Source organism: Streptomyces sp. NPDC031132 (assembly GCF_055570595.1).
Genome location: NZ_JBVIGX010000020.1, coordinates 87,024 through 102,405 on the forward strand (window position 1 = coordinate 87,024; position 15,382 = coordinate 102,405).

The following is a 15,382-nucleotide window of genomic DNA, read 5'->3' on the forward strand; positions in this document are numbered from 1 at the left end:
GGACCTGCCCGACGTGCTCCTGGTCAGTCGTGTCTGCTTCGCACCGCTCCCGAAAACGACCCCGCACCCCTTACCCCCCCCCCCCCCCGTCCCCCTGCCCTTCTCCTCCGTTCCCCCCCCCCTGCTCTCCTCCCCTCCCCCCCCACCCGCGCCGCCACGGCCCACCCCCTCCGCGGGCACCGCCACGTCGCCACCGACCTCGTCCCCCTCCCCGGGGGCGCCGAGCCCCCGTGTCCCGGACGCGGCGCCGACCGCCGCCGGCGGACCCGTCGACGTACCGGCCGCGACCGGCAGCGGCGTCTACGCGATAGCGGAGGACGGTTCGGCTGTTCTGCAGTGGAGCGGCAACGCCACCGAATGGATGAGGATCGGCGGTCCCGCGGCAGAGCTCTACGCCGGCGCGGCCGGGGTCTTCGCCACCGATCCGGTGACCGGTGACTTGCGCGGCTACAGCGGAGTCCCCGGCCGCTGGCACACCGTCAGCAGCGGGGCGGCGGGTTTCGCGATCAGCGGCCCGGACCTGTACCGGCTGACCCAGGACCGCAGCGCCGTGCACCGGTGGGACCGGCCGCACGCCACGTGGACTCGGGTCGGCGGGCCGGCGGGACGTCTCTACGGCGGGGGAGCGGGACTGTTCGCCACCGACCCGGTGGACGGCAGGATCTTCGCGTACGGAGGGAAGGGCGAAGCCTGGTCGTACGCGGGGGCCGCGGGCGCCGACTTCGTCGTGACCGACCGGCATCTGTACGGACTCAACCCCGAGCGGAGCGCGGTGTTCCGGTGGAGTGGTGAAGCCGGCGTGTGGAGCCCGGTCGGCGGTGCGGCGGCCGCCCTGTACGCGAGCCCCTCGGAGCTGTACGCCGCCAACGGGGGAGACAGCGGCCTGTGGCGCTACCGTGCGGGCGCCTGGAGCCGGGTCGGAGACGCCGGAACGGCGTTCGGCGCACGCGGGGAGCGCCTCTACCTCCTGGACAAGGACCGCTCGGCGGTCTGGGAGCGGAACGGCGCGGCCTGGCTACGGATCGGCGGCCCTGTCCGCGCGCTGGTCGTCGCCGGCTGATCCGGTCATGCCGCCACGATGGTCGGCGCCGGCCCGAGCGCGCCGACTGGGCCCCGGGCGGACACCGCTCGGCGGCGGGCCGGCCGTCCCGCCGGGTGGCTCAGGCGTGGTCGGGGCGGGGTGCGAGGGCGGGCATGAGGGCGGCCAGGACGGTCTCCATGTACCCCTTGGGGACGGGGCGGGTGCGCAGGAGCCAGGTGTGGTAGATCGGTCCGTAGATGAGTTCCACCGCCAGTTCGAGGTCCAGATCGGCGCGGATCTGTCCGGCGTCGCGGGCTTTGGCGAGGCGGGCGACGCATGCGTCGATGGAGACCCGCAGGATGCGGGTGATCCCCTCGGCCGCGGCCTCCTCGGTCTGGGCGGCGGCGATCAGACCGCGCCAGATCGCGCCGAACTCGGTGTCGAAGAGCTGCATCACGTTGGCGGTCTGGGTGACCAGGTCGGCCAGGACGTCACCGGTGTCGGGGAAACCGGCGGCGGCGTCGCGTGCGGTCTCGATGCCCTCGATGAGGATGGCGGCCTTGGACGGCCACCAGCGGTAGATCGTGGTCTTGCCGACGCCGGCCCGCGTCGCGATCCCCTCGATGGTGGTTGCCGCGAAGCCTCGTTCGGCGCAGAGGTGGAGTGCGGCTTGGACGATGGCCTGGCGGGACTCTTCGTTGCGGTAGGCGGGCGGCGGCACGCCCCGATCCTATCGGAACACAACGCTACGTCTCGTGTTGACAAGCCGACGGTGCCGCTGACATCGTGGTCGAAACGCAACGCTTCGTTTCGTATCGTTGCGTTAACGGGGGCGTCGCCGGCACCCGTGGACACGGGTGCCGGTGCCGACGTCATCTCCGTTCGCAATCGCCGCCCAGGCCGGCCGGGAGAGACCGCAACCCCGCCGTGGCCCACGCGCGCGAGGCGTCTGGGTTTCGCCTTCTCCCGCACCGCCGACTTGCTGCCGGGCGCCGTGGCCGAAGCCTCCGCCGCATGCGCTGACCCGGCACTCTGGGCTACACGGACACGGGAGAACAGACGCAATGAAGTACCGCCTGTTGGGGAGTGCAACGGTCAGCGCGATCGGCTTGGGTGCCATGCCCCTGTCCATCGAGCACCGCCCGGACGAGGAACGAGCCGTGGCAACCGTCCACGCCGCCCTCGACGCCGGCGTCACGCTCATCGACACCGCCGACAGCTACCACTGGCACGCCGACGAGCGCGGCCACAATGAACTCCTCATCGCCCGCGCCCTGGCCCGCTACGGCGGTGACACCTCCGACGTCCTCGTCGCCACCAAGGGGGGCCGGGGCCGCCCCGGTGACGGCAGCTGGACCGTCACCGGCACCCCCACCCATCTCAAGCACGCCGCCGAAGCCTCGCGAAAGCGCCTGGGTGTGGAAGCCATCGGCCTGTACCAGCTGCACAAGCCCGACCCCGACGTGCCCTGGGCGGAGTCGGTCGGCGCGCTGCGCGAACTGCTCGACGCCGGCACCATCCGCGCCGCCGGGATCTCCAATGTGACCACCGGCCAGATCTGTGAGGCCCGTGCCATCCTCGGTGATGCGCTCGTCTCCGTGCAGAACCAGTACTCCCCGGCCGTGCGCGACGCCGAGCCGCAGATGGAGCTGAGCAACCGACTCGGCTTGGCCTTCCTGCCCTGGAGCCCGTTGGGCGGTATCTCCCGCAGTTCCCTGGACGGCCCGTCCGGCACGGCGCCCGCGGCCACTGCCTTCCACCGCATCGCAGCCGAACGCGGCATCAGCCCCCAGCAGATCGCTCTGGCCTGGCTGCTGGCCTGCTCCCCGACGGTCATCCCGGTGCCGGGAGCCAGCCGTCCGGCTTCGATCCAGGACTCGGCCAAAGCCACGGAGGTCGAGCTCACGGCGGCGGAACTGGCAGAACTGGAGGCCGCACCACTGAACTGAGAGGCGACGGAGGTCCGAGGCGACATGGCGCCGGAGGCGAGTGGGCGGGAGCCTCAGCATCCGTGGCCAGGCCAGGAAGATGGCGAAGGGCGTTGTCAGTGGTGGGCGGGAGGATGAGACGTACCGCTGAACCAGCCGCATCCTGAGGGGCCTTCCATGTCCGCATCCACTTCTGCATCCGCATCCGCATCCACGTCCGCTCCTGCAGCCGACGTTACGCCCGTCGGGTTCCCCACCGGCTGGTGCGCCACGGACCTGGGGCGTTTCCGGTCGTGCGCGTCCACCTACGAGGTGTACCCCCTGGACACGCTGCCGCCCCTGAACGCCGCGCAACTCGACGGCAGGTTCGGCTGGCTGGGCGGGGCCGACGGTCCGCGTTCGGAGCACGGTGAGCATCTGGCGGCCGTGGAGCGGGATCTGGCGGCGATCGGGCTGGCACTCCCCGCCGACTTCGCCGCCTTCTACGGCAGTGAGCGCGTCTGCAGTGCCTTCGACGAGGTCTCGGTGACGGCCTGCTGGAGCCACCTTTCGAGTCCACTGCGCAGCCCGGCCGAGGAGGGTGCCCGTCTCGTACGGTTCTTGCGGGACCAGCAGGACTGCGTCATCTGGTACCTGTACCTGCGGCCCTCCGGTGAGGCGTTCGTGGTCTGCTCGCCCGTGGAGCTGGAGTCCGCCGGCTGGTGGGCGAACGGGGAACCGGCGGAGGAGGTCCGGGTCGCGGTGGCCTCCTCGCTGATGAGGTGCGCCGACACGTTCGAGGAGTTCGCGTACCGCTTCGTCGTGGAGAACGAGCTGTGGATGCAGATGAACTCCACCGGGGCCGATGGCCCGCTCGCTCCCCACCTCCAGGCGTACGTCGACCACTACGCGGCCGCTGCCTCCTGAGGTGCGCGCAGACGTCCGGTGTGATCAGTATGTCGTGATCGTGTCACGATCAGGTGGGCCCGTCCGGAGGGGCGCGACCAGGCGACATAAAGACGGTATTAAGGTGACGTGCGCCTGCCAAGGTGCCCTACTTGCTCATCACTCTTTGCAACGGGATTGAATGTGAAGCTTCGTCATGTCCGGGCAATAGCCGTCTTCGGTGTCGCCGTCGTCGCGCTCACGGGAGCCCGTGGCTCCCACGGCGCCAGCTGCGGGGGCGGCCACGGCTCCAGCTCCTCGCACTCCAGCAGCTCGGGCGGCTCCAGCAGCGGTACCACCGGCGGCACCACGGGCGGCAGCGACAGCAGCAGCGGCACCTCGTCCGGCACCCCCTCCGTCACGGGCGGTTCGAGCAGCGCCAACAAGGCCGAGCGCGACATCAAGATCGACAAGTGCCGCCTGGACGACTCGGGCAAGAACCTCGTCGCCCGGCTCACCGTCACCAACACCGGCTCGTTGGGCTACACCTACAACATCACCATGAAGTTCCAAGGCGCGCCCGGGTCGAACGCCCTCGCCGCCACGGCCAGGGTCACCAACCTGACGGTCAAGGCCGGCGGATCCCAGCAGGCCGAGGCCACAACGCCGTACACCGGCAAGGGCGACGGAAGCGAGTACAAGGAGTGCGTCGTCTCCAGCGCGACCAAGAGCGTCTCCTGACACACCGCTTCCTCTGGTCGGCCCGGGCGGCGTGCGGGGTCAGACCCGGCGTACGGCGCCGGTCACCGGCATCGGCGGGTCACCGGATCCGACGGCAGGTCTCGCGGCTACTCAAGAAGAGATGAGTACCTGCGCTCTGCCCGCCTTCGGAGCCGGCCGGGATGCTAGGGCCATGCATCGGAAGCTCCTGAATCCCGCCCTGGGTCTGCTCCTGTTTCTCGTCTCTGTCGCCGCATGGGCCGCCTGGCTGGGCTGGGACCAGCACCGCGACGTGCACTCCGACGGCTCGGTGACGGGCCCGTACGAGGCGTGGCAGGTGGTGGGGCTGGTGCTGAGCCTGGCGGCCCCGGTGGCCTGGGCGGCCGTCCGGGGCCACGCGGCGAGCGCCGTCCTCGGCACCACGGTCGGTCTGACCGTCGCCTCGTACTGCGACTGGTCGGACGACTCCAGCGGTCTCTTCGCCATCGGCGTGGCCATGGTCATGGCGGCCACCTTCGCGGCGACTTCTGCCCTCTCCGTCCTGGTCACCCGCATGACACGCGACGGCCGCGGCGGAGGGGAATGACGGCGTCTCCCTGGCAGGGAACGCGGGGTCGGCCGCTCGTGCTCGATGGGGATGAATTGGCCCACCGTGCTCTGCGGGCGCAGATCCCCTACCTGCGGGTCACCGGCCGCTGTGCGTGCTCCTGCCCCAGCGTCGACTTCGACCTGGACAGGGGAGCGCTTCCTCGCGCGCCCGTCACCGACAATCCGGTCGTCGATGCCACGGTGCTCGGAGCTGACGGCCAACTCGTCGGCGGAGTAATGGCCTTCGCGGCCGACGGCTACGTGGCCGGCCTGGAGATCTAGCCCCTGGGCGTTGAGCAGATCACCCGATTCCCCTCCCCGGACCGGCTCTGCTGACGCAGGTACCAGGGGAGTTGTCGCCTTGCGGCCGGTGTAGGGGCCGTGTCGGCGAGGTGCGGGTCACGTGCTCGGAGCCTCACGGAAAACCCTGGCGCCGCGTCTATGTGTCACGGCGTTACCTCCAGTAAGTTACCGCCAGGTAAAGCCTGCGGGCTCGACGTACGGGGGAGTAATGAACCGGAGAACCTCTGCTCTGTTGTCCACCGCCATCGTGACGGGCGTCGTCGTCGGCGCGGCGCCGACGGCGACGGCCGCACCCACCGCGGTTGCACGGGGGGCGACGACCACGGCGTCCGACCCGTTCTACCGCTACGACGGCAGCAAGCCGCTGTCCGCGTACCAGCCGGGCGACGTTCTGAAGAGGCGCACGCTGAACTACCACGTCTTCGGCATACCGACGCCATTGAAGGCAATCCAACTGCTCTACCGCACGACCGACGCCCAGGGCAGGCCCTCGGCCAACGTGACCACCGTGGTCCGCAGTCAGTACGGTGACGGCAGCAAGGCGGTGTCGTACCAGTCGTTCTACGACTCCCTCAGCCCGGAGGACGGCCCCTCCCGGGCCATCGCCGGTGACGTCTCGCTCGGCGGCGCCATCGCCAACGGCGAATCCCTCATCCTGGCGCCGCTGCTGCTCAAGGGCTACGACGTGGTCATCCCGGACACCGAGGGCCAGAACGCCGACTTCGCGGCCGGCCCGGAGTACGGAACGAACACGCTGGACTCGATCCGCGCCGCCGTCCGCACCGAGGAGACGGGTCTGCATTCCGGCACGAGGTTCGGTCTGTTCGGCTACTCCGGCGGGGCCATCGCCACCAACTGGACGTCGGTCCTGGCCCCCGCGTACGCGCCCGAAGTGAACAAGCAGCTGGTCGGCTTCGCCGAGGGCGGGCTGCTCGTCGCCCCTGCGCACAACCTCAGGTACGTCGACGGCGCGCTGGCGTGGAACGGGGTGATCCCGATGGCCCTCATAGGCGTCTCACGCTCGTACGACATCGACCTCACCCCCTACCTGAGCGCCAAGGGCCTCGCGGTCGTCAACGAGCTCGAACACGGCTCGATCCTCGATGCGCTGGCCCACCACCCGGGGATGACGTGGAAGGACATGGCGAAACCGGAATACAAGGACCCCAACTCCATTCCGGCCTTCGTCGCAGCGGTCAACAAGATCAATCTGGGCCAGGCCGCCACCCCGACCGTCCCGGGGTTCATGGGGCAGGGGAACGCGGGCTGGCTCGAGGGGACGTTCAACAGGCCGCCGGGCACCGGCACGGGTGACGGCGTCATGGTCGCCGGGGACGTGCGCACGCTGGCCCGGCAGTACTGCGCCACCGGCAACAGCTCGATCAAGTATGAGCAGTACGACCTGCTCAGCCACGTCGGAGCCATGCCGTACTGGGCGCCGCGCGCGATGGCCTGGCTGGACGACCGCTTCGCGGGCAGGACCGCCCCCACCAGTTGCGGCAGGATCCCTGCGGGCAACTCGCTCGAGCCGGAGAAGCCCACCGTCACGCCGTGACCGGTCGGCCGGCGGCAGTGCAGCTCCGCCGAGCGCGGGCCTGTACTGCGGCTCCACTCTGCACAGAGGCTCCGGGCCGGAGGTGCGGGGCCCGCGGGGTGGGGCAGCGGCCGGACGGCGCGTTCAGGGGCGCCTCGCGGTGATCAGCCATGCGGCCGAGGGGAAGAACACGCCGTCCGGTGTCCCGTGCGCACGGAGGGTCGTGTGCAGGTCGGCAAGGGCGCGCGTGCGGCCGGTGTCGTCGAGGTCGGTCAGCATCCAGCCGAGCATGCCGCTGACGAAGCGGTACGCGTCATCGGCGTCGGCTCCGAAGTACATGGGCGCGGTGAGCGGTTCGAAGGCGGCTTCGGCGAACCCGGCGCCGGTGAGCAGACGGCGTACCCGGTCGGGGTCGGACAGGGAGAACGGCCCGGGGGCGCCCGGCGGTGGCGCGGGCAGATCCCGGCCCGCCGCCATGGCCGTTGTGAGGGCCAGGAACCATGCGTTGCGCGGTGCCGGCTGCCAGACGAGCTGCACCGTGCGGCCGCCCGGCCGCAGGGCCCGGGCGATGTTGCGGAACGCGGCGGCGTGGTCGGCGAAGAACATGGTCCCGGTACGGCTGACCGCGAGGTCGAACTCCTCGGCCGGGAACGGGTGGATCTGGGCGTCGGCCTGCTCGAACTCGGCGTGCGCGAGTCCTTCGGCCGCTGCCCGCCGCCGGGCCACTCGCAGCATCGCCGCCGACAGGTCCACGCCGAGCACGCGGCCCGCCGTGGCTCTGCGGGCGGCTTCGCAGGTGATCTCGCCCGTGCCGCACCCGATGTCGAGCACGTGGTGGGCCGGACCGATCGCCGCGGCTTCGAGGAAGCGTGCCCGGTAGCCGTGAATCGCGCGGTCGAACCGGTCGGCGTGCTCGGCCCAGTAGGTGCCCTCATCGCCGTCCCAGGCCCGGGCCTGTTCGGCGTTCGAGGGTGCCACCTGCAGCGTTCGGGTCATCTTGACCACCCGCCTTATACTCCCAAAGGGACTATTCCGGTATAAATCCGAGGAGTGGCGATGTCAAGGGAAGCCGCGCTCACCACGACCTCCTACGCGGTCCTCGGGCTGCTGGCGGTGCGTCCGTGGAGCACGTACGAACTCGCCCGCCAGATGGACCGCAGCCTCGGCCGGATCTGGCCCAGGGCGCAGAGCAAGATCTACGACGAGCCCAAGAAGCTGGTCAGGCACGGTCTGGCCCGGGCCGACCGGGGGTCCGTGGGCCGACGGCCGCGCACCGTGTACGCCATCACTCCCGAGGGCCGCGATGCGCTCGCCGCGTGGCTCCACGAGCCCGGCGCCGGCCCCGTCCTGGAGTCGGAACAGCTCCTGAAGGTCTTCTTCGCCGAGTTCGGGACGGCGTCCGATACGCAGGCCACCTTGGCTGCTGCCCGGGCCTGGGCGGTCGAACGCAACCGGGACAACCTGGCCGCAGCCCATGCCTACGCCGCGGGCGAGGGGCCCTTCCCCCGGCGGGCCGCGCAGACCCTGCTCGTCGGCCGGTTCCTCACGGACTACTACCGGCTGGTCGCCGATTGGGCCGAGTGGGCGGCCGCGACCGTCGGACAGTGGCCCGACGAGCCCGGCGCCCCGGTCGCCGACCGGGACGAGCTGGCGGAGACGGTCCGGCGCGCCGCGTGGAGCGAGGCCGACGCGCCCGGCTGAGGACGGCCGCTCCAAAAACACCGACTAGGACCGGTCCTGCTGCGCGAGGCGTTTCTTGAGCCAGGTGAGCAAGGTCGCGAACGCCGGGGACATGGCGGCGTCCGACTGCTCGAGGACCGTCGGATGGCCGTCGTCCTCCACCGTGATCGTGTAGGTCATCGCGTCCCTGGCACGGTCGGCCCGGTCCTGAGCGGGCATCGCGACGGCCGCCTCCACCAGCTGGGTCAGCTCCGCTGCGGCGTTCTCGGGCAAGGCCGCCGTGTCCAGCACCTCGGGTCGGCGGCGGACCGCCGCCGCCAGCCCGCCGTATGACTCCAGAGTCACCTTCATCGCGCGCGGCCGGTGGTCACTTGGCCCCCTTCAGTGCGGCCATTTCCTTCGCCAGTCCGGTCACCTTGGAGTTCAGTTCCCCGATCTGCCTGGACAGGGCCGCCAGGCCGTCCTCCCGGCTCAGGCCGCCGTTCCCGTTGACCGGCAAGCTGCGTGCCCGGGTGAGCCCCGCCGGGACCCCGCTGATCTGGATCTCCACTCCCTGCCACGCCGCCAGCACGGCCGACTGCTCGGGGCTTCCGGTGCCGAAGAGCTCCCCGGCCTTGTGGAAGGTGGTGTCCGCGAAATCCTGGAAAGTGGCGTCCCTGCTGGAGGCTTTGAGGGATTCGTACCAGACGGTCCCGGCGGCCTCCCATGCGAATCCGCCGATGCCCACGGCAGCCAGGTAGAACGCCTTGTTCGGAATGCCGGAGTTGTAGTGCACCCCGCCGTTGTCCCCTCTGGGGGTGTCGGGCAGGTGGACGAATTTGCTCATACGGTCGGGCTGGGGGTCCTTTCCGAACTGGGGATGGTTGTAGGCATGCCCCGGCGCCTTCATCGATCGCAGGGCGTCGCCGCCGATCCCCGGGGTCCACACGTCAGCCCCGATCAGCCAGTCCGCATCCTCGGCCCTCTGCTTCAGCGACCATTGCTTGACCAGCGACCCGAAGACGTCCGACATCGACTCGTTCAGGGCCCCGGACTGATTGTGGTACTCGAATTCAGAGGTGTTCTCGGTGACGCCGTGCGTCAGCTCGTGGGCGATCACGTCCAGCGAGCCCGTGAGGTTGCTGAACTCCTTGCCGTCCCCGTCGCCGAAGACCATCTGACGTCCGTCCCAGAACGCGTTGTTGAACTGCACGTCGAAGTGGACGTATCCGTCCAGCCGCATCCCCCGGTCATCGATCGAATTGCGCTGGAACACCTCCTTGTAGAAATCACGCGTCAGGCCGAGTCCGTCGAACGCCTGGTTGAGGGCCGGGTCCTCGGACTGCGGTCCGTCTTCAGACCTGGCCAGGACGGCGTTGGGGAGGGATACCCCCTGCTCGCAGTCGAAGATGGTGCGCCGGCCGTCACCGGCGGTGGCGGCCAAGCCGGAGAGGGACGCCCGGACCGCCCGCTCGCCCCGCAGGCGCGCAGTGGTCAGCAGGGTGTCCAAGGCGGCCTGGCGCACCTCCCGGTCTTCGCTCTCCAGGAGCTTGTCGAGAATGTACGGGGGAATGATGCAGTTGACTGGGCGGGTCCTGCTCATGGAGCACCTCCTGGGCGAGAGAGCCAACGGTTGACAATTCATCAGTTGATGTTTGGACGTTCTCAGATCGCTGTGCGCATTCCCGGCCATGGAAGGGCCGAGGAAACGGCAGGGGCCCGCTGATGTGGAAACGGCAGGGGCCCGCTGATGTGACAGCAGCGGGAGAAGCGTTCGGCGCCAAGCAGCCCGGATTCCAGCGGCGGGGCCACGCTGATATCACCAGTCTCCTGCCGTCCGCGGCGACGGGCAAACGCAACGAAAGCGCGTGGAGATCCACCCCGGGCGACCGCCGGACGCCAGGAGCTTCTCGCGGGGGTACGGCTCCAGGCCGCGGAGCGGTTCGCTCGAGAATGCCTTGATCGGCAAGGACTTGCGGGTCGGCGTCCGGTCGCCGCCGCAGGCGAAGGCCTGGTCGCGGCGCGGCCGCTCCCGCGCACTCCCGGTGCACCAGCGGGGCCTGCCGACCGCAGCCCACCAGCCATGCGATGTGCGGCGTGCGCGCTGTCCCGTGTCATCGAACCTTGATCATTGGCTGAAGCTTGGTGATCATTAGGCTTTTGGCACCGAAGAAAGCGAGTGGACAGATGCATCCGACGTTCGTCCTGGTTCACGGAGCCTTTTCGAACTCCTTCTCATTCGCGCCGCTCCAGGCCGAACTCGGCCTCCTGGGGCACCGTTCGGTCGCGGTCGATCTGCCGGGTCATGGTTTCCAGGCGACCTACACACGCGCCTACCAGGCGCCACAAGACCCCGAACAGCTCGCCACGGCACCCGGCTCGATCGAGGGCGTCACGCTCGCCGACAATGCCGCGCACCTGATCGGGATCCTCGAAAGGGCCAAGCAGAACGGGCCGGTGATCCTGGTCTCCCACAGCCGCGGCGGGGTCACGGCCACCGCCGCAGCCAACGCACGGCCGGACCTGATCGACCGCATCGTCTACGTCTCGGCCTGGTGCCCTGTCGATCTCGACGTCAGCGACTACTACGCCGAGCCGGAGATGGCCACGGTCGAAGCCGCTTCCCTGAGCCTCGCCCTGGCCGGGAACCCGGCCGAACTCGGCCTGCTCCGCGTCAACTTCCGCACCGCGAATCCGGACGCCCTCGCGGCCTTCAAGGCGGCCTTCCTCGCCGACGGCACCGACGAGGAGTTCCTGACCTTCCTGAACACCTTCCAGCCCGACGAGAACCTGGACGTCGGCACCTCCACCGACCGGGCACAGGCCGAGACCTGGGGCCGCATCCCGAAGACCTACGTCCGCCTGGCCGACGACACGAGCCTGCCGCTCGCCATACAGGACCGGCTGATCCGCGAGGGCAACGCGCTGACGCCGGACAACCCGTACGACGTCCGCACCCTTGCGGGCAGCCACCTGAAGTGGCTGGTCGACCCGGCACGGGCGGCCCGAGTCCTGGGTGAACTCGCAGCACTGGCGGGATAGCCGGGGCAACAAGACCGCCAGGCGGCTCGCCTCAGCCGGCCGCGGCGAGCGCGTGCGGTGCTCGCGTGCCGGGCGGCCCGCAGGGTAGACGCGCCCGTATGACATGGAGGTACGTACAGCGGAGTACAGGGAAGCGGGCGGAACGGGCCGCGCCGGCCGCCCGGAGGAAACGACGGCGCCCGGCCCATCCGGCGGTCCGGGCGTCGGCCATGGTGACCGCCTTCGCAGGGACCGTCCTGTTCGGCGTGGTCCTGGCCCGACTGACGCTGGAACCGTCCGCCGCCTCGGCGGCCCTCGTGCACAGCAACGTCCGGCCCGGCCGTTCGATCAGCGCCTACCTGGACGGGACGTCGACGATCGAGGCGGTGCGCCAGCTGGGCGGCAACCTGCTGCTCGGCCTGCCGTTCGGTGTGCTCCTGCCCGTCCTGCTGCCCCCGGCACGGGGGCTGCTGCGGGTCGGCGCCGTGACGGTCTGCCTGATGACGCTGGTGGAGCTCGTGCAGGGAGCCCTGGTCACGGGACGTGTCTTCGACATCGACGACGTCATCCTCAACACGGCCGGCGCGCTCCTCGGGTACCTGCTGATCGGCCGCCGGCTCGGGCGGGCCGTCCACCCGCGCCGCCGGCACTGGTGGACCCGAAAGGCCGCGGACGCCCGTGACGCCTGACCCGTGACAGCTGACCCGTGGCACCTGGCACCCGACTCGTGACTCGTGACTCGTGAGTACTGCACACCCCGTCGGTGACAGGCGTGACTGTCGCCGTATCCGCCGGGCGTGACACGGTCGGTTCTGCCGCCGACCGAGGGAGCAGGTGTGAACAAGGGGTACGCCGCCTACTGCGACGCCGACCGCTGGTTCTACGACGCGCCGTACCGGCGCGCCGGTGAGAGCTACCCGGCCGCGCTCGCCCCCGTCCCGTCGGGGTGGCGCTCGCACCGGAGCGGCGACTGGCTCGCCCTGCGCCCCGCCGACGCCGAACTGCCCGCACAGGGCTGGAAGATCCACGTCTCGGCCACGCTCGACAACGCCGAATCGCTGCTGACGACGGTGTACGAGTACTGCACTGCCCGACGCATCGCCTTCAAGTTCATACCGAGCCGGTACCTGCTGCACCTGCGCAACGCCAAGTACGCCGACCGCGCGGCGAGCGGCAAGTTCATCACCGTGTACCCGGCCGACGAACAGCAGTGCCGCCGGATCGCGCAGGACCTCGACGCCGCGCTCGCCGGGGCGGCCGGCCCGTACATCCTCAGCGATCTGCGCTGGGGCGCCGGCCCGGTCCACCTGCGCTACGGCAGTTTCACCCTGCGGCACTGCTACGACGAGCACGGCGAGCTGGTCCCGGCGATCGAGACCCCCGACGGGCGGCTCGTACCGGACCGGCGCGGACCGGTGTTCCAGCCGCCCGAGTGGCTCGAACTGCCCGCCTTCCTGGAGCCGCACCTCGCGGCGCGCTCCGCGACCACCCTCACCGACATCCCCTTCACGGTGGAGCGGGCGCTGCACTTCTCCAACGGCGGCGGGGTCTACGTCGGCAAGGACAGCCGCACCGGCGAGTCCGTGGTCCTCAAGGAGGCCCGCCCGTACGCCGGGCTCGCCGCCGACGGCGCCGACGCCGTGACCCGGCTCCACCGTGAACAGGCCGCACTGGAAAGGCTGTCGGGCCTGGACTGCGTGCCCGCGGTACGGGGCACGTTCACGGTCGGCGACCACCACTTCCTGGTGTTGCAACACCTCGCCGGCAAACCGCTCAACACCTACTTCGCCCGCCGCCACCCGCTGATCGAGGCGGACCCCGACCCGGCGGAGCTCGCCTCGTACACCGAGTGGGCCCTGACGATCCACCGCCGCGTCACCGAGGCCGTCGAAGCCGTGCACGCACGCGGCGTGGTCTTCAACGACCTCCACCTCTTCAACATCATGGTGGCGGAGGACGAGAGCGGCGAACCGTCCGTCGCCCTGCTGGACTTCGAGGCCGCCGCGCACGTCGACGAGGGACTGCGGCAGACCGTGGCCAACCCCGCCTTCGTCGCCCCCGCCGAGCGGCGCGGGTTCTCCGTCGACCGCTACGCCCTCGCCTGTCTGCGGCTCGCCCTGTTCCTCCCGCTGACCAGCCTGCTCGTCCTGGACCGGGCCAAGGCCGCCCATCTGGCCGCCGTCGCCGCCGCGCAGTTCCCCGTACCGCGGCAGTTCCTCGACGAGGCCGTCGAGGAGATCCTGTCCGGCGCCCCGCAGGGTGCACCGGGCGGCCGCCTGCCCGCGCCGCCCGGCCCGTACCTGCCCGTCGAGCCCGGGGACTGGCCGGCCGCCCGGGCCTCGATGACTGCGGCGATACGCGCGAGCGCCACCCCGGACCGCGAGGACCGCTTCGTGCCGGGTGACATCGCCCAGTTCGCGACCGCCGGCGGAGGCATCGGCTTCGGCTACGGGATCGCCGGAGTGCTCCACGCCCTCGCCGAGACCGGCGCCGGACCCTGGCCCGAAGCCGAGGAATGGCTGCTGGAGCGGACCGTGGAACCGGGCTCCGGTACTGCGCTCGGCTTCTACGACGGCCTCGCCGGCACGGCCTGGACGCTGCACCGCCTCGGACACGCGGACCGCGCCCTCGCCCTCACCGAGCGGCTGCTGCACCAGCCCTGGCAGAGCGCGGGCCCCGACCTGCACAGCGGACTCGCCGGCATCGGCCTGGCCCTGGACGCGCTCGGCACCGCGAGCGGCGAGAGCGAGCTGCACACCGCGGCCCTGCGCTGCGCCGAACTGCTCGCCCGTCCCGAGCAGCGGCCCGCCCGCGCCGGACTGATGTACGGGAACACCGGCCCGGCCCTGCTCTTCCTGCGGCTGTACGAACGCACCGGAGACAAGGAACTGCTGCTCCAGTCGGCCCGGGCGCTCCACCGCGACCTCGACCGCTGCGTCACCAGCGCGTACGGCACCCTCCAGGTGAACGAGGGCTGGCGCACGATGCCGTACCTCGGCGAGGGCAGCGTCGGGATCGGCATGGTCCTCGACGACTGGCTGGAGCACGCGCCCGACGAGCGGTTCGAACAGGCCCGGCGCGAGATCGTACGGGCGGCGCAGGCGACCTTCTACGCCCAGCCCGGGCTGCTGCGCGGCGCCGCCGGGATGATCCTCCACCTGGCCCGGACCACCACGCCGGGCCCGGGCACGGGCCCCGACGACATCGCCCGCCAGATCGACGCGCTGGCCCGGCACGCCGTGCCGTACCAGGGACATCTGGCCTTCCCCGGCGAGCAGATGATGCGCCTGTCCATGGATCTCGCCACGGGCACGGCCGGCGCTCTCCTCGCCCTCGGCAGCGCCGCGCCCGGCGGGCGCGCGCACCTGCCGTTCCTCCCGCCGCTGCGACACACCGCGGCGGCCCCAGAGCCGGCCCCGCCCGGGGCCGTGACCCATCGCACCACTCGACAGAAGAGGAATCTGACATGACGCTTCTCGACCTGCAGTCGATGGAGACCCCCAAGGAAGAGGTCACCGAGGGCGCGCTGACCGGCGGCGGTGGTGGTGGCGGCAGCCGGGCCAGCCTGCTGCTCTGCGGCGACAGCAGCCTGAGCATCACGACCTGTAACTGACATAGGTCACCTCGGGGGCAGGGGGGGGGGCCACCCCCGGCCCCCCCCCGCCTGCCACGCCCGCGGGGGGCTCCGGCGGGGACCCCCCCCTCGGCGGGCGGCCGCGCGGTGCGGGGGGTTGTTGGTGGTCC

Annotated in this window: 16 protein-coding genes; 12 read left to right on the top strand and 4 right to left on the bottom strand. The window is 71.0% G+C overall.

Features of this window, described 5'->3' with window-relative positions:
* Positions 1-361: 361 nt before the first annotated feature.
* Positions 362-1,060, top strand: a complete 699-nt coding sequence (locus ACZ49B_RS26155) for a hypothetical protein (RefSeq protein WP_468310364.1) — start codon at positions 362-364, stop codon at positions 1,058-1,060.
* Positions 1,061-1,160: 100 nt separating this feature from the next.
* Here the strand turns inward: ACZ49B_RS26155 and ACZ49B_RS26160 are convergent, their stop codons facing one another.
* Entirely contained in the window at positions 1,161-1,742 is a 582-nt protein-coding gene (locus ACZ49B_RS26160) for a TetR/AcrR family transcriptional regulator (protein WP_468310366.1), read from the bottom strand.
* 343 nt (positions 1,743-2,085) lie between these two features.
* Here ACZ49B_RS26160 and ACZ49B_RS26165 point away from each other — a divergent pair, with 343 nt between their 5' ends.
* From ACZ49B_RS26165 to ACZ49B_RS26190, 6 genes are all read left to right on the top strand, one after another.
* Complete coding sequence (locus ACZ49B_RS26165; protein WP_468310368.1) at positions 2,086-2,970, top strand: aldo/keto reductase; 885 nt, start codon at positions 2,086-2,088, stop codon at positions 2,968-2,970.
* Between the two features lie 156 nt (positions 2,971-3,126).
* Positions 3,127-3,855 (top strand): hypothetical protein, encoded by a 729-nt coding sequence (locus ACZ49B_RS26170; protein ID WP_468310371.1) that lies wholly within the window; start codon positions 3,127-3,129, stop codon positions 3,853-3,855.
* A 162-nt stretch (positions 3,856-4,017) separates the two neighbouring features.
* On the top strand, positions 4,018-4,554 hold the full coding sequence (locus tag ACZ49B_RS26175) for a hypothetical protein (protein ID WP_468310373.1): 537 nt from the start codon (positions 4,018-4,020) through the stop codon (positions 4,552-4,554).
* 172 nt (positions 4,555-4,726) lie between these two features.
* Positions 4,727-5,119, top strand: a complete 393-nt coding sequence (locus ACZ49B_RS26180; protein WP_468310376.1) for a hypothetical protein — start codon at positions 4,727-4,729, stop codon at positions 5,117-5,119.
* 56 nt (positions 5,120-5,175) lie between these two features.
* A complete protein-coding gene (locus tag ACZ49B_RS26185; RefSeq protein ID WP_468310378.1) occupies positions 5,176-5,403 on the top strand; it encodes a hypothetical protein in 228 nt (75 codons plus the stop codon).
* 229 nt (positions 5,404-5,632) lie between these two features.
* Positions 5,633-6,979 carry a lipase family protein gene (locus ACZ49B_RS26190; protein WP_468310381.1) on the top strand — a complete coding sequence of 449 codons (1,347 nt, stop codon included), beginning with the start codon at positions 5,633-5,635 and terminating at the stop codon, positions 6,977-6,979.
* A gap of 123 nt (positions 6,980-7,102) precedes the next feature.
* On the opposite strand, the gene ACZ49B_RS26195 is transcribed toward ACZ49B_RS26190, so the two are convergent.
* On the bottom strand, positions 7,103-7,954 hold the full coding sequence (locus ACZ49B_RS26195; protein ID WP_468310384.1) for a class I SAM-dependent methyltransferase: 852 nt from the start codon (positions 7,952-7,954) through the stop codon (positions 7,103-7,105).
* A gap of 60 nt (positions 7,955-8,014) precedes the next feature.
* Between ACZ49B_RS26195 and ACZ49B_RS26200 the strand changes: the two genes are divergently transcribed.
* Positions 8,015-8,659: a PadR family transcriptional regulator gene (locus ACZ49B_RS26200; protein WP_468310387.1), complete on the top strand. Its 645-nt coding sequence runs from the start codon at positions 8,015-8,017 to the stop codon at positions 8,657-8,659.
* A 24-nt stretch (positions 8,660-8,683) separates the two neighbouring features.
* Here the strand turns inward: ACZ49B_RS26200 and ACZ49B_RS26205 are convergent, their stop codons facing one another.
* Positions 8,684-8,989 (bottom strand): protealysin inhibitor emfourin, encoded by a 306-nt coding sequence (locus ACZ49B_RS26205; protein ID WP_468310390.1) that lies wholly within the window; start codon positions 8,987-8,989, stop codon positions 8,684-8,686.
* 16 nt (positions 8,990-9,005) lie between these two features.
* Positions 9,006-10,220 (bottom strand): M4 family metallopeptidase, encoded by a 1,215-nt coding sequence (locus ACZ49B_RS26210; protein WP_468310392.1) that lies wholly within the window; start codon positions 10,218-10,220, stop codon positions 9,006-9,008.
* 584 nt (positions 10,221-10,804) lie between these two features.
* Here ACZ49B_RS26210 and ACZ49B_RS26215 point away from each other — a divergent pair.
* The 4 genes from ACZ49B_RS26215 (at position 10,805) to ACZ49B_RS26230 (ending at position 15,251) form a co-directional block, all read left to right on the top strand.
* Positions 10,805-11,659, top strand: coding sequence for an alpha/beta hydrolase (locus tag ACZ49B_RS26215; protein WP_468310395.1), 855 nt, complete (start codon positions 10,805-10,807; stop codon positions 11,657-11,659).
* A 209-nt stretch (positions 11,660-11,868) separates the two neighbouring features.
* The gene (locus tag ACZ49B_RS26220) at positions 11,869-12,327 is read left to right on the top strand and encodes a VanZ family protein (RefSeq protein ID WP_468310398.1); all 459 of its coding nucleotides are present in this window, start codon (positions 11,869-11,871) and stop codon (positions 12,325-12,327) included.
* A 147-nt stretch (positions 12,328-12,474) separates the two neighbouring features.
* Positions 12,475-15,108, top strand: a complete 2,634-nt coding sequence (gene lanKC / locus ACZ49B_RS26225) for a class III lanthionine synthetase LanKC (protein WP_468310401.1) — start codon at positions 12,475-12,477, stop codon at positions 15,106-15,108.
* The gene (locus tag ACZ49B_RS26230; protein WP_468310404.1) at positions 15,105-15,251 is read left to right on the top strand and encodes a SapB/AmfS family lanthipeptide; all 147 of its coding nucleotides are present in this window, start codon (positions 15,105-15,107) and stop codon (positions 15,249-15,251) included. Before lanKC ends, ACZ49B_RS26230 begins: the two co-directional genes overlap by 4 nt.
* The last annotated feature ends 131 nt before the right edge of the window (positions 15,252-15,382 follow it).

What these genes read in the sequence shown, in the direction of transcription:
- ACZ49B_RS26230 (WP_468310404.1), top strand. Translation starts at nt 15,105, where the DNA reads ATGACGCTTCTCGACCTGCAGTCGATGGAGACCCCCAAGGAAGAGGTC.
- ACZ49B_RS26190 (WP_468310381.1), top strand. Translation starts at nt 5,633, where the DNA reads ATGAACCGGAGAACCTCTGCTCTGTTGTCCACCGCCATCGTGACGGGC.
- ACZ49B_RS26165 (WP_468310368.1), top strand. Translation starts at nt 2,086, where the DNA reads ATGAAGTACCGCCTGTTGGGGAGTGCAACGGTCAGCGCGATCGGCTTG.
- ACZ49B_RS26195 (WP_468310384.1), bottom strand. Translation starts at nt 7,954, where the DNA reads ATGACCCGAACGCTGCAGGTGGCACCCTCGAACGCCGAACAGGCCCGG.
- ACZ49B_RS26200 (WP_468310387.1), top strand. Translation starts at nt 8,015, where the DNA reads ATGTCAAGGGAAGCCGCGCTCACCACGACCTCCTACGCGGTCCTCGGG.
- ACZ49B_RS26210 (WP_468310392.1), bottom strand. Translation starts at nt 10,220, where the DNA reads ATGAGCAGGACCCGCCCAGTCAACTGCATCATTCCCCCGTACATTCTC.
- ACZ49B_RS26170 (WP_468310371.1), top strand. Translation starts at nt 3,127, where the DNA reads ATGTCCGCATCCACTTCTGCATCCGCATCCGCATCCACGTCCGCTCCT.
- ACZ49B_RS26180 (WP_468310376.1), top strand. Translation starts at nt 4,727, where the DNA reads ATGCATCGGAAGCTCCTGAATCCCGCCCTGGGTCTGCTCCTGTTTCTC.
- ACZ49B_RS26205 (WP_468310390.1), bottom strand. Translation starts at nt 8,989, where the DNA reads ATGAAGGTGACTCTGGAGTCATACGGCGGGCTGGCGGCGGCGGTCCGC.
- ACZ49B_RS26220 (WP_468310398.1), top strand. Translation starts at nt 11,869, where the DNA reads ATGGTGACCGCCTTCGCAGGGACCGTCCTGTTCGGCGTGGTCCTGGCC.
- ACZ49B_RS26155 (WP_468310364.1), top strand. Translation starts at nt 362, where the DNA reads ATGAGGATCGGCGGTCCCGCGGCAGAGCTCTACGCCGGCGCGGCCGGG.
- ACZ49B_RS26215 (WP_468310395.1), top strand. Translation starts at nt 10,805, where the DNA reads ATGCATCCGACGTTCGTCCTGGTTCACGGAGCCTTTTCGAACTCCTTC.